At 43.3% G+C, this 13,064-nt stretch carries 13 protein-coding genes; all 13 read right to left on the reverse strand.

All coding sequences use genetic code 11. The features are described 5' to 3' along the window. Positions 1-42: 42 nt before the first annotated feature. Positions 43-366, reverse strand: a complete 324-nt coding sequence (locus Hs20B_RS08355; RefSeq protein WP_172357463.1) for a PspC domain-containing protein — start codon at positions 364-366, stop codon at positions 43-45. After that, positions 359-1,543, reverse strand: a complete 1,185-nt coding sequence (locus Hs20B_RS08360) for a DUF4097 family beta strand repeat-containing protein (RefSeq protein WP_172357465.1) — start codon at positions 1,541-1,543, stop codon at positions 359-361. The genes Hs20B_RS08355 and Hs20B_RS08360 overlap by 8 nt, the downstream gene beginning before the upstream one ends. Before the next feature lie 134 nt (positions 1,544-1,677). After that, positions 1,678-4,485 carry an isoleucine--tRNA ligase gene (ileS, locus tag Hs20B_RS08365; protein WP_172357505.1) on the reverse strand — a complete coding sequence of 936 codons (2,808 nt, stop codon included), beginning with the start codon at positions 4,483-4,485 and terminating at the stop codon, positions 1,678-1,680. A 350-nt stretch (positions 4,486-4,835) separates the two neighbouring features. Next, complete coding sequence (locus Hs20B_RS08370) at positions 4,836-5,564, reverse strand: DivIVA domain-containing protein (RefSeq protein ID WP_172357467.1); 729 nt, start codon at positions 5,562-5,564, stop codon at positions 4,836-4,838. 48 nt (positions 5,565-5,612) lie between these two features. Beyond that, complete coding sequence (locus tag Hs20B_RS08375) at positions 5,613-6,416, reverse strand: YlmH family RNA-binding protein (RefSeq protein ID WP_172357469.1); 804 nt, start codon at positions 6,414-6,416, stop codon at positions 5,613-5,615. Positions 6,417-6,418: 2 nt separating this feature from the next. Continuing rightward, positions 6,419-6,664: a YggT family protein gene (locus Hs20B_RS08380; RefSeq protein WP_172357471.1), complete on the reverse strand. Its 246-nt coding sequence runs from the start codon at positions 6,662-6,664 to the stop codon at positions 6,419-6,421. Next, positions 6,664-7,239: a cell division protein SepF gene (locus Hs20B_RS08385; RefSeq protein WP_172357473.1), complete on the reverse strand. Its 576-nt coding sequence runs from the start codon at positions 7,237-7,239 to the stop codon at positions 6,664-6,666. Before Hs20B_RS08385 ends, Hs20B_RS08380 begins: the two co-directional genes overlap by 1 nt. Before the next feature lie 19 nt (positions 7,240-7,258). Continuing rightward, entirely contained in the window at positions 7,259-7,927 is a 669-nt protein-coding gene (locus tag Hs20B_RS08390) for a YggS family pyridoxal phosphate-dependent enzyme (RefSeq protein WP_172357475.1), read from the reverse strand. Positions 7,928-7,931: 4 nt separating this feature from the next. Then, positions 7,932-9,197, reverse strand: coding sequence for a cell division protein FtsZ (gene ftsZ, locus Hs20B_RS08395; protein WP_172357477.1), 1,266 nt, complete (start codon positions 9,195-9,197; stop codon positions 7,932-7,934). 29 nt (positions 9,198-9,226) lie between these two features. Further along, positions 9,227-10,609, reverse strand: coding sequence for a cell division protein FtsA (ftsA, locus tag Hs20B_RS08400; protein WP_172357479.1), 1,383 nt, complete (start codon positions 10,607-10,609; stop codon positions 9,227-9,229). 153 nt (positions 10,610-10,762) lie between these two features. Continuing rightward, complete coding sequence (locus Hs20B_RS08405; protein ID WP_172357481.1) at positions 10,763-11,632, reverse strand: DegV family protein; 870 nt, start codon at positions 11,630-11,632, stop codon at positions 10,763-10,765. 29 nt (positions 11,633-11,661) lie between these two features. Next, a complete protein-coding gene (locus tag Hs20B_RS08410) occupies positions 11,662-12,174 on the reverse strand; it encodes a YacP-like NYN domain-containing protein (RefSeq protein ID WP_172357483.1) in 513 nt (170 codons plus the stop codon). Between the two features lie 24 nt (positions 12,175-12,198). Then, positions 12,199-12,972 (reverse strand): 23S rRNA (guanosine(2251)-2'-O)-methyltransferase RlmB, encoded by a 774-nt coding sequence (rlmB, locus tag Hs20B_RS08415; RefSeq protein WP_172357485.1) that lies wholly within the window; start codon positions 12,970-12,972, stop codon positions 12,199-12,201. Positions 12,973-13,064 lie beyond the last annotated feature (92 nt).

The following is a 13,064-nucleotide window of genomic DNA, read 5'->3' on the forward strand; positions in this document are numbered from 1 at the left end:
AACGCTTTATCTAGGACAGAGCGTTTTCTTTTTGAAATCAATTTAAAATTGTGACCAGTCATCATCGTCATCAAATGGTGTGACGTCTTTTCTTTTCTTAGTTTCTGTTTTTGTGTTACCTGACATTCCCGAAAAGTGAGCAAAATCCTGTTGTTTTCCACTCATATCTGGTGCTTGCCGTGGCATGATGAAGGCTGCGATGATATAAATCAAGAGTAGTGACCCAAAACTTGTCAAAGCAATCACTGTATAGACGATTCGGATGATGGTAATCACATCTCGACTTAGATTAAAATACTCGCCAATACCGCCAATCACACCTGAAACCATCTTATTTTGTCTTGATTTTGTGAGTTGCTTAGCCATTTTGAGCGTCCTCCTTATCTTCTTGATTGTCAAAGGTATCTGTAAACACTTCTGTGAACTGATCTGACGTCACGTCAGACAGACTATCAGATTGTACAGCTGTTGTTTGTTCTGACTGTGTCCCGTCAACAAAATCAGGCACTTTTGCCTCACCATCTTTTAACCAAATAGTACCTGCGTTGGTCGCAGCGTCAATGGTCAGACTATTCGTCGCCGTTCTGACAAGTGCTGCACCATTTTTTGTGATTTCAAGCGGACTATCAAGTGTGATTCGTGTTTTGTACTTGCCAAAAGTCGTTTTGACATAACCTACAAGGCCAATATTTTCTGGAACAGAGATTTTGACGTCACCATTGACATTTTTAACCTTGAGATTTTCGGCATTGATAGACGTCGCTGTGACTAGGATTTCACCATTGACACTCGAGATGTTTGCTGTCTCAAAGTCACTTGCAATGCGGACTTCACCATTGACTGCCTTGACATTCAAGCTTTCTACTGCACCGCCTGTTATTGTCAAATCGCCATTGACCTTCTTGATAGAAAGGTCGTCTGCGACCAAATCTGTGAGTTTTACCACGCCATTGACCACGTCAAAAGTTGCGTCATCAAGCTGACTTTCAGCGAGGGTGATCGTAATATCAGCAACAATTCGTTTGCTCTTGATTGCGACTAGCAACTCGCCGTCTTCAAGTGTGATTACAACATTATCACGGATAAACTCATCTAAGTTTTCTTCTGCCACGCCACCATAAACACGATAAGTCGCTTCGATAATCGTTTTTTCGACGTCTTTCGTGAGCACTGTCACATCGCCAGAAGTCACTGAAACGTCCAACTCTGTGATCTCGCCGTCAAATGCCACATAATCTTTTTTCGTCAGATACTTAAAACTTGGAAAGCCTGAGCTAAAGTCCACGTTATTATCAACAGATTTTTTCGCCGTATTAAAAATATTTTTGACGAAATTTCCTGTTTGATTTACCAGCTGTTTGAAGGTTTCTGACGAGTCTGTTTGGTAGCCGTCTTTGTCAAAAGCAGATTGGCTTGATTTGCTACTTGCGTCCGTTGCTTGATCTTGCGATAAACCAGCTTTTTCTAGCAATTCGATTGCTTCAGCTTGGGTGATGATGTTTTTACGCATCAATTCTAAAATTCTTTCTTTTTGGTCATTCATATTGTCACACTTTCTGATTGTTTGCTTCGTTTTTTTAGGATGTGTTGTAAGTAGTAAATCACTTACACACTTATTATCTCATAGTTGACAGCAAAAAAAATCAGACTTGCGCCCGATTTTCCTAATCATTTTTATTAATTTGCTTTGATTTCAAATCCTATTTTGGCTGCTTCTGGAAATTCAGCCGCTACGATGCCCGCACAATGCACACACAAGCTTGCTAGATTTGGATTTTCATCTGTGCCAACTGTTTCATCAATGCGGCGGCAACGTTCACACACATCTCCATGCGCATGCGTCACATGAATAGCATTATCATCCACCTTAAGCACATCGCTTGGCGCAATGCCATCTGCAACCGTAAATTCTGAAACGATCAACAATGTCGCAATGTTTTCACCATTGTCTGCAACACTCGCAAGTAATGTTTTTGTCACTTCATCAGGATAGACAACGACACTTGCCTCTAACGATTTGCCGATGATTTTTTCGTCACGCGCGATTTCGAGCGCCTTGTGCACGCTCGTTCTGAAGTCCAGAAAGGCTGACCAGAAGTCCAGAATTTCGTCAGACTCTGGAATATTTTGCGCAACAGGCATCTCAGTCAGATAGGCATAGGCCTCTTCTTCTTGCTCGAGGTAAGTCCAGATTTCTTCAGTGGTATGCGGGATGACAGGCACGAGGAGTTTTGTCAATGTCACTAAAATCTCATACATGACCGTTTGCATCCGACGACGAGCAGCAGATTTTTCAGCTTCTATATAGACGATGTCTTTTGCAAAATCCAGATAAAATGCTGATAAATCATTGGTCAAGAAATTGAAAATCGTCCGATAAACATCCATGAAATTGTAGAGGTCGTACGCCGTACGAACTGCCTTAACGACTTCATTAAGTCTGACGAGCAAATACTTGTCAGAGCCTTTCAATTCGTCAAAGGTAATAGCATCAGTCGTTTTATCAAAATCAGACGTATTTGCAATCAAAAAGCGCAGCGTATTTCTGATTTTACGATAACTTTCAGACGTTTGCCCAATCAAGTCCATAGAAACACGTACGTCAGAAGTGCTATCAACGCTTGCCACCCAGAGGCGCAAAATATCCGCACCATATTGTTTGGTCACGTCTTTTGGTGCAATACCATTGCCCAGAGATTTAGAAAACTTACGTCCTTTGGCGTCTTGGACAAAACCTTGCGACAAAACTGCCTTGTAAGGGGCAATACCATTGACTGCAACTGACGTCGTGATAGACGAGTTGAACCAACCTCGGTATTGGTCAGAGCCTTCAAGATAAAGGTCAGCAGGATAGGTCAAGCCGTCGCGCTGGTTAAGCACACCATTCCATGATGAACCTGAGTCAAACCAAACGTCCATGATATCCGTTTCTTTGGTAAATTCACCATTTGGTGAACCTGGATGTGTGAAGCCATCAGGCAATAAATCTTTGGCCTCACGTTCCCACCAGATAATCGACCCTTCTTTTTCAAAAAGTGTCGCCACATGCTCAGTCGTTTCAGGCGTGATAATAGCAGTACCATCCTCAGCATAGAAAATCGGCAGTGGCACACCCCAGGCACGTTGACGCGAAATCACCCAGTCACCACGGTCTCGGATCATGTTATATAAGCGCGTTTTGCCCCATGGAATTACCCAGTCTACTTTTTCAACTTCACTCAGGATATTTTCACGGAATTTATCAATTGACGCAAACCACTGTGGTGTCGCACGGAAAATGACAGGCTTTTTCGTCCGCCAGTCATGCGGATAGCTATGCGTGAAAAATTCCAGCTTCAAAAGCGCGCCTTTTTCAGTCAGAAGCTCCGTCACTTTTTTATTGCCCTCATCGTAGAAAAGTCCTTCAAATCCTGGCGCTTCATCCGTGTAATAACCACGGTCATCGATCGGCGACAAAACAGGCAACTTATACTTGCGACTGAAAATGTAGTCATCCTCACCATGACCAGGTGCCACGTGGACAAGGCCAGTACCAGAATCAAGCGTGACGTATTCAGCATTCATAATCAAAGTCTCACGGTCATAAAACGGGTGCTTGGCAAGCATACCGTCAAGCTCAGAGCCTTTTAGTGTTTGCAAGACTTTATAGTCAGCCCATTCTAGTTTGTCAGCAACCGTATTAAGTAGTTCTGATGCGATGACAAATTTGCGATTTTCGACTTGTACCAAAACATAGTCATAGTCAGGATGTGCAAAAATACCCATATTTGACGGAATCGTCCAAGGCGTCGTCGTCCAAATAACAAACTCCGCATCCTCAGGCAAAATCCCCTTTGTATCTGTCACTTTAAAAGCCACAAAAATAGAGGCAGAACGAACATCTTGATACTCAATTTCAGCTTCGGCAAGCGAACTTTCAGATGATGGTGACCAATAAATTGGCTTAGCACCTTTGTAAATATAGTTTTTTTCAGCCATTTTACCGAAAACACGGATTTGCGCTGCTTCAAACTCAGGCTGCAAACTCATATAAGGATGCTCCCAGTCCCCTAAAACACCCAGAGATTTGAAGCCTTTGCGCTGAATATCAACTTGTGAAAGGGCATAATCACGGCACATACGCAAGTATTCGGCACGATCGAGTTCTTTACGTTTAACGCCTTGTTTGGTCAAAACTTGCTCAATCGGTAGGCCATGCGTATCCCATCCAGGAACGTAGGGCGCCTTGAAACCAGCCATATTTTTGTAGCGGATGATGATGTCTTTGGAAATTTTATTCATCGCGTGACCAACGTGAATATCACCATTAGCATATGGCGGACCATCATGCAGCATGAATGACGGTTTTCCTTCATTTTCCTTGAGACGATACTCATAGAGTTTTGCTTCGTCCCAAGCCTCTTGCATCTTAGGCTCTTTATTTGGCAAACCGGCACGCATTGGAAAGGCAGTTTTGCCTAAATTCAAAGTTTCTTTAATTTTCATCATGATTTTTGAGCCGAAACTCAAAACCTCACTTTCTTTATTTAGTTTAGAAATAGATTGATCGTTTTTAGAGCAGACAAGACAACGCAACCTTGAGCTTGCGAGATTAAGCCTAACACAGTCATTGTGGGAAAAAGTAACAAAAAAAGGCTTTCCGAGGGACGAAAAGCCGCGGTACCACCCTCATTCACCCAAGGCAACTGCCTTAGGTCTCAAAAGTCCGATAAAGTAGACCAACCTTACTGCTTAGTGGCTGTGTTGCCTGATAATCATTTTCCTAGTGACTGCAAGACTTCCACCGTCTCTTGCTCGCTGTTAATATAGGAAAATGATTGTGGTGCACACATTTTTTATTTTTCAGTGTCAGCTTCTGGTATGTCAACGTTGAATGAGACATCAGACACCTGAACGTCTTTACTTTCAGAATCAGATTCCTGATCAGACGTGCTTTCGTCAGCTGCTGATTCTGAATCAAGTGCCTGCGCTACTTCATCAGCAATATGGCTGATTTGCACTGTATTGCCATCATGTGTTTCAATGATTTCTTTGAGTTTATCAGTACCATCTCCGATATAAGTCGCTGTTGGTTTTAGAATTTCTTCCCATTCATGTGACTTGATGCCTTCAAGCTGTGCTTCGACCATCAAAGTCATACGTTGGTGATAAATGCGCATCTTGCGTTTCAACTCATCTGTTTCTTTGACCAGACGACGTGCATCATCTGATGCTGAGTTCAAAATGCCACCGGCTTCTTTTTTAGCAGATTCCAAGATGTATTGTGCTTTTTGACCAGCGTCATTTGTAATGCTATTAGCTTCACTTGTCGCTTGTTCTTTCAAGTTATCAGCAGCACCTTGCGCAACGACGATAGACTTGTTGAGTGATTCTTTCATGCCATCAAAGACTTCAACACGTTCGCGCAGACTTTTAAGCTCACGTTCCTGTTCTTTTATCTTTGCTGCAAACTCATCATAATCCCGGACAATCAAGTCCAAAAAATCATCTACATCGGCCTTATTATAGCCACGCATTTTTGTTGAAAACGTCTTATTTTGAACATCTAAACTATTTAATGTCACAGTCGTACCTCCTTATGTACACTTTTCATCTTTCAACTAACTTCTATTTTACTTCTTTTTGGTTGCAATTAACTTAACTTCGACGCGTGTTTTGTCTTTTTTAGTCACACCAAGCGTCTCAGCCACTGTAAATCTACCATAACCTCTGACACTGACTAAGTCACCGTCCACAAGATCAAAGTCATTTTTTACACTCTCTGCATAATTGACCTTTATCTTATTTGATTGTATCAAATTTTGGGCCAAATTGCGAGAGATATTAAAAACTGCAGAGACCGCTTTATCAAGTCTCAGACTGGAAACAGTGATTACCTTTGCTATTGCAGTCTCTTCTTGTCCCACGATAAATTTTGACAGTGGCATTTCGCTGATTTTAACACCACTGCGCGCGATTTTATGAATACTTGTCACAAAAATCGACGCCAGATTTGCCGTGACAAAAACTTGCGCAATTGTATCGTGAACAACAATATCCCCAATTTTCGAGCGATCAAGTCCTGTCTCACCCAGAAATGTGCCTAAAATCTGTCCATGCTTCAAGGTGACAAACTGGCTTGCAAAATCAATCTGTAATAAAGCAAGCTCAAAATCTGCGACATCCAACACATAATAGTCAGGCGCTAAAATCACCTTGACATACTCTGTTTCAGCGATAGCTGAGCTTGTCAGCACCTGAATCTCACGCGCATTTGCCAACGTCTCCAAGATAAATACTTGCCGCGGATTTAAAAAATCTGTTGTAACGATGCTGTAAGTCTCACTAACTCGCGTCAGCCAGTCCGTCGCCTGATCAATAAACCCGCGTTCGCTTGCCCGAAAGTGCTGATAAACGGCTGTTTGCTCAATTCTCATGCTCAAAAAAGGATCACGAGCAATCGCTGAATGCAGTTAAGCGCAATGATTGCGATGACAATCGTGAAGTCAAGCCCCGCAAACTGGAGTGGCAGACGGTCAAAAATAGACAAAAACGGTCGTGCCAGACGCCCGATAATTTCTCCGACTTTGCTACTTTGCAAACCTGGTACCCAACTCATCAGTGCATAGGCAATCAAAATCCACTCATAGACTGTAATCAGTTTATAAAGCCAATAAATAATCATTAAAAATTATCCATACCTTCAAAATTTCGCCCTGCCAAAATACTCAACTCTTTTTCAGCATCAACAGTCATACCGTTCGGCGTCAGAAGAAAGATCTGACCACCAACATTTTGGATGTCCCCATCAAGGGTGAAAACAACACCTGTCAAAAAGTCGATTGAGCGGCGTGCCTGTTGGTCTCCCATGTTTTTGAAATTAACCAAAACACTTTCACCATTACGGACGACTTGTGCTGAGTCCATGATATTATCATAGGCTTGTGGCTCTTTGATTGCAATCGTTGGCACAATGTTTGAGGTGACAGCACGAGGTGCTTGTGTCGTTTGACGGGTGCTCGTAGCTGATTCATTCTGGCGGACAGACTGCTTACGTTCTGATGAACGAGGCTCTGGGCGCGGTGCTGATTGTGGCACAACTTGTGGACGCGGTGCTTGTTGTGTTTGCGCAGATGATGATGCGGACGACGCACTAGGTGCCACTTTGGCAACTTGTGGCCGTGCTACTGGCACTTGCTCATCCTCATCCCCCAGATTAAAATAATCCTTTGCCTTTTCAAAATAATCTTTTAAAGCCATTAATTTCTACCTACTTATTTTATTTGAAGAACTCGCTACCAATTCTGACGAAGGTTGCCCCGTGCTGAATCGCTGTTTGATAATCACGACTCATCCCCATAGATAAGTCAGTGCACGGAATATTAGTCAGATTTTTAGCTGCGATTGATACTTGTAAAGCCTTGGCTTTCGCAAATAAATCATCTAGTTCATCATTTGTTGCATCAATTGGCGCCATGGTCATCAAACCTACGATTTGAACATTGTCAAGCTCAGAAATCTCTGATAAAACAGTGTCCAACTCATCTGGTGAAAAGCCATGTTTACTTGCTTCACCAGATACATTGACCTGGAGAAAGCACTTGATGACATGCTCGGCACGTTTATCAATCTCACGCGCGAGCTTGATTGAGTCAAGGGCGTGGAAATAATCAACCAAGTTGATAACATCCTTAACCTTACGTCGCTGCAACGTCCCAATCAGGTGCCAAGTAATTGGCAAATCTGACATTTTTTCGTGTTTATCAAGAAAAAGTTCTGTTCGATTTTCAGCCAAATTTGTGATACCAGCTTGAAAAAGCGCACGTGCTTGGTCAGCTTCGACGTATTTTGTCACGCCAATCACTGTGGTTTGTCCTAATTTATCAATTGTTTTTTCAGCTGTCGCAACAGTTGCCAAAACAGTTGAAACATTCTCTGCTAGTGTCATCTTTTTAACGTTTCAAAAATGGTGGGATGTCAAGGTCATCATCATTTGCTGGCGTTGTTGCGCCACCAAAGCTACTCACACCACTTGCATTTGGTTCTGACGGCGTTTGACGAACTGTATTTTCCTTGCGAATATCCCAGTTGCCAAAAGCTGACTCTGGTGCCGTTGCTTCTGGTTCAGCTTGTTTTTGACGTGGTGCAAAATTGTTATTACTATTCAAGTCAAGATTTGATGAGCCAAGTACACGACGGCGTGGTTGTTCAGCAACAGGTGCTGGTGTCGCTTGACGCGGTGCTACTGCTTGTTGCAAGTCTTCTTCAGAAACACCTGTTGCGACAACTGTCACACGGATTTCATCTTGAAGACTGTCATCGATTGATGTTCCCAAAAGAATATTGACATCGTTACCAGCCGCTTGAATCACGAGTTCAGACGCATCTTGTGCTTCTGTCAAACTCATATCCATACCACCTGTTACGTTCAAGAGGACATTTTCAGCACCTTCAATTGTCGTTTCAAGTAGTGGTGAGTAAATCGCTTTACGTGTTGCTTCGATTACACGATCTTCACCTGTCGCAGTTCCGATACCCATGAGGGCGTCACCTTTATTTGCCATCACTGTTTTCACATCGGCAAAGTCAAGGTTAATCATCCCTGGGTTTGTAATCAAGTCAGTCACACCTTGCACACCTTGGCGCAAGACGTTATCAGCTTCACGCAAGGCTTCTGTCAAAGGTGTTTTCTTGTCAACGATTTCAAGCAAGTTATTATTTGAAATAATGAGCAAGGTATCAACAGCCGCTTTGAGCAACTCGATGCCTTCTGAAGCAAAATAGCCACGTTTTGAGCCTTCAAAACCAAACGGACGCGTCACAACACCAACAGTCAGAGCACCCAACTCGCGAGAGATTTGTGCGATGACAGGTGCGGCACCAGTACCAGTACCGCCACCCATGCCGGCCGTGATAAAGACCATATCAGCGCCGTTTAAGACTTGTTGAATGGTTTCAGCTGACTCTTCAGCTGCTTTTTGACCAACTTCTGGTTTTGACCCAGCACCCAAACCACGTGTTAATTTTGGTCCGAGTTGGATGACAGTGTCTGCTTTTGAAGCTTGCAAGGCTTGTACATCTGTGTTTGCTGCGATAAATTCAACGCCTGAAACGCCTTCTTCAACCATTCGGTTGATGGCATTGCCACCGCCGCCACCGACACCGATAACTTTTATTACTGCTCCTTGAGTGAGCCCTTCATCAAATGAAAATTCCATGATTTTATATCTCCAAATTAAATTCTTACTTAGTCAAACATCCCACCAAAAATATTACGAACACGGTCAACGATACCTGGACCTTTTTCTTCTTTTGGCAGATTTGCTTGGGGTTGTACTTGAGGTGTTGGGGCTACATAAGGGTCATCAATAACGGAATCAGATGATCCAAAAGATGTGTCCCCAAATGTTGCTACAGGCTCGATATATTTCGGAGCTGCCTCAGGAATTGGTTCTGTATAGATAACGTTTCCTGCTGCTGCTTGCGTGACTAAAACTTCAATATCTGAACGACTGCCCACATAGTCCACAATCGAGATAACTTGTGCAAAAGTTGGATTGCGAAGCCCCATTTCATTGGGCACATAAAGTCGAACATTTGTCCCGATAAGTTTTGTCGCAAGCTCAGTTATCCCAGGCATTGCCGCAGCACCACCTAGTAGTACAATCCCACCAGGCAAGTCAAGACCACGTGAACGTTCCAAGTCTTGACGGACACGTGTAAAGATCTGAGTCAGGCGTGCTTCGATGACTTGTGACAAGTAAAACTCTGTAATCTCAACAGGTTCAGTATGTCCAACAACGTCAACAGGGAATTTTTCTTCCTTACTGGCGCGTTCTGTTGATGCTTCACCGTAGTTAAGTTTGAGATTATCTGCTTGTTCAAGCGAGGTATTGAGCACTGTTGAGATGTCTTTTGTGATGTAATCTCCGCCCTCAGCGATGATATGCGCAAACTGCAACTCTTGATCCCGAACGGCAGTGACCGTCGTTTGTCCAGCACCTAAGTCAAGGATGACTGTACCAAACTCACGTTCTCCTTCATTAAGTACGTGATGTGCAAGCGCAAGAGGTGCAATCACAATGTTATCAACGTTGAGACCTGCACGTTCAACTGCACGGCGAATGTTGTGTACAAGTGTTTTAGGACCTGTATAAACCAGTCCTTTCATCTCAAGACGCACCCCAAACATCCCACGAGGATCAGAAATGCCTGAAAAACCATCTACTGTGAACTCTTTTGGCTCAACAGCGATGATTTCACGTTCTGGCATCATACCACGCATTAGCGCACTTGACACGACTTGATTGATGTCGCTTTCAACGACTTCTTTTGACTCACTATTGATGGTTACCATACCTTGGCAAGCCTCAACTTCGAGACGATTCGCTGGAACTGACACGTTTAATCCTGTGATTTGGATACCCGCACGCTCTTCAGCAGCATTAACTGCTTTGCGAATTGCTTGCGCTACCTTTTCGATGTCGACAATTGTTCCGTTTTTTAAGCCGTCAGATTTTGCATTTCCGACGCCAATTATATTCATTTCACCAGAGACATACTCAGCAACTAACACTTTGATGGTGCTAGTTCCGATGTCAAGTCCCGTATAAAGTCCACTTTTGGCCATTAAAGTGACTCCTTCCATTACCCATTCATCATATTTTATTATGTAAAAGTTGCCTACTATCCGATTTTCGGTATAAACACTCTTTTTTATTTTAACACAAAATCACAGCAAAACAAGATATTTACTGTGATTTTTGTTATTTATTCTCAAATTTCAGCTGCGTTTGTTTTTTCCGATTGAAAAAACAGCAATGGTTCCCGCACCTGTATGTGTTGCAATAGTAGGTCCAAGTGGTGTAATATCAACGTTTCCAACACTGTCATGCGTCAATAGATCAGCTTTTACGTCCTCTGCGACAGAAATATCACCTGAATAGCCGATGATTACATCTGGGTAATTTCCATCACTATCTGTCACTGTTTTTTCAACCAGTGATTTGAGCGCTTTTTTCTTGCCACGAATTTTGCCAACTTGGCGCAATTTCCCTTCTGGATCCACATCGATAATCGGCTTGATATTGACCAAACTACCAACCGTTGCTGCAGTTTTCGAGATTCTACCGCCACGTGCCAGATGATAGAGGTCATCAGCCATGACCCAGCTTCGTAATCTTGGCACCAAATCTTCTAATTTTGAAACGATTTCAGCCGTACTTGCCCCATTATCACGCAATTTCACTGCTTCTTTGACAAGGTAGCCTTCACCTGAGGCCGCAGCGAGTGTGTCAACAATAGTAATCTGTGCATCCGGCAAGTCTTCTAACACCATTTTCCTTGCCATCTCAGCGCTCTGATAAGTCCCTGAGAGCCCTGATGAAAAACCCAGATACAAGACTTCATCGCCGGCCGTAGTAACTGACTTAAAGACTTCTGAAAATTGTCCAACATTGATCTGTGACGAGACTGGTTTTGCACCATTCGCCATTTTTTCGAGCAAAACTTCACTCGTCAGTCTTGCGTCCCCTACGGTCTGATAAGCCGTATCATCAATCGTGACGACAGTCCCTAGCATGATGATATCATGCGCCGCAGCATAGCTGTCTGATAAGTCCGTCGTTGAATCTGTGATGATTTTATAAGTCATTTTATCTCCACTTCTAAGTTTGATTGGTTTTAGCTCATGTTAGACATGAGTTTTTTGAGTTCATCGAGCTGTGCATCTGCCCAGACTGTTCTCGGTTTTTGCGCGGTGATATGCGTGGCATGCCGGGTTAAGTCTTGTTTTCTGAGATTGACACGCTCTTCTAGTTCTCGTGCGGAAACCCGCATGGCGCCTTGCGAAAACACCACCCATTGCTCCGCCAAATCACTCGTCGCAACAAACACCGTGGTCAGCGCGTTATTACACTTACCAGCCAGCTTTTCGATGTAACTATCAGCTGTTTCGTCTTCTTTTGTGAAGACAACAAGGACGTTGTGCACATTGAACTTGCTCGTGACACCAGGCACAAACTGGGCATCAAAAACGCAGATGACTTCAAGCCCCTCAAAACCTGCATAATCTGAGAGCTTTTTGAGTAAAATATCGCGCGCCTGTTCCAAATCGTTATTTTGAAAAAGCTGATGCGTTTCTGCCCACGACCCAATCATGTTGTAGCCATCTACGATTAACAAATTCTTTTTCATCTCGACTCCTTATTTTATCGCAAATTAGCCCTGAAATTTCCGTGCCCACTCGTACATCAAAATGCCTGCGGCAACGCCAGCATTTAGACTTTGCACATGGCCTTTCATAGAAATGGTGATCATCTCATCCACTTGTTTTTTGATATTTTGTGTGATACCAGCACCTTCAGCACCGATAATCAGCGCAATCTTGCCCTGAGTTTGCCATTTATCATGTGGCGTGCCGTCCATATCTGTTCCAAAAATCCAAAAACCAGCATCCTTTAGCTTGTCAAGGGTCTGTGACAGATTGGTCACACGCGCAATCGGCATGTGATTCACTGCACCTGTTGATGTTTTTGCGACAACTGGCGTCACGCCAACAGAACGGTGTTTGGGGATGATCAATCCTGAAACACCTGTGGCGTCAGCTGTTCTTAGAATACTGCCTAGATTGTGCGGATCCGTCAGACCATCTAAAATGATCAGAAGTGGATTATCTTGCTCAGCTGTAATAGCAAGTAACTCTGACAAGTCCTTATAGGCATAGGCACTTGTTTTGAGGACAAAGCCTTGATGGACACCTGATTCTGACATCTCTTTGAGTTTTTCTTTGCTCACAAAAGAAATGCCCACTTTTTTGTCACTGGCAAGTTGTTTGATCTGATCGACATTTTTTCCGCGAAGATCGTCTTGAATGTAGAGCTTATTACCCAGATTTTCCTTGAGTGCATCTGTCACCGCATGGACACCATAGACCGTGTCAGTCGCCTTTTCTTGATTATCTTGTTCCCTAAATTTGTCGTGATTTTTATTCATAGTTATATTATAGCAAAAAGCTTGCGATTTGGCTCAGCGCAAAAGCGCCTTGTGCGCAAAAAATCCCCACTGCGCACAAGGCGCAATAGGGA

Origin of the sequence: Pseudolactococcus insecticola (assembly GCF_011170065.1) — a bacterium.
Taxonomy (GTDB): Bacteria; Bacillota; Bacilli; order Lactobacillales; family Streptococcaceae; genus Pseudolactococcus; species Pseudolactococcus insecticola.

Coding starts and splice junctions, on each gene's coding strand:
- Hs20B_RS08360 (WP_172357465.1), bottom strand. CDS start 1,543: ATGAATGACCAAAAAGAAAGAATTTTAGAATTGATGCGTAAAAACATC.
- ileS (WP_172357505.1), bottom strand. CDS start 4,485: ATGAAAATTAAAGAAACTTTGAATTTAGGCAAAACTGCCTTTCCAATG.
- Hs20B_RS08355 (WP_172357463.1), bottom strand. CDS start 366: ATGGCTAAGCAACTCACAAAATCAAGACAAAATAAGATGGTTTCAGGT.
- rlmB (WP_172357485.1), bottom strand. CDS start 12,972: ATGAATAAAAATCACGACAAATTTAGGGAACAAGATAATCAAGAAAAG.
- Hs20B_RS08410 (WP_172357483.1), bottom strand. CDS start 12,174: ATGAAAAAGAATTTGTTAATCGTAGATGGCTACAACATGATTGGGTCG.
- ftsZ (WP_172357477.1), bottom strand. CDS start 9,197: ATGGAATTTTCATTTGATGAAGGGCTCACTCAAGGAGCAGTAATAAAA.
- Hs20B_RS08380 (WP_172357471.1), bottom strand. CDS start 6,664: ATGATTATTTATTGGCTTTATAAACTGATTACAGTCTATGAGTGGATT.
- Hs20B_RS08390 (WP_172357475.1), bottom strand. CDS start 7,927: ATGACACTAGCAGAGAATGTTTCAACTGTTTTGGCAACTGTTGCGACA.
- ftsA (WP_172357479.1), bottom strand. CDS start 10,609: ATGGCCAAAAGTGGACTTTATACGGGACTTGACATCGGAACTAGCACC.
- Hs20B_RS08385 (WP_172357473.1), bottom strand. CDS start 7,239: ATGGCTTTAAAAGATTATTTTGAAAAGGCAAAGGATTATTTTAATCTG.
- Hs20B_RS08405 (WP_172357481.1), bottom strand. CDS start 11,632: ATGACTTATAAAATCATCACAGATTCAACGACGGACTTATCAGACAGC.
- Hs20B_RS08375 (WP_172357469.1), bottom strand. CDS start 6,416: ATGAGAATTGAGCAAACAGCCGTTTATCAGCACTTTCGGGCAAGCGAA.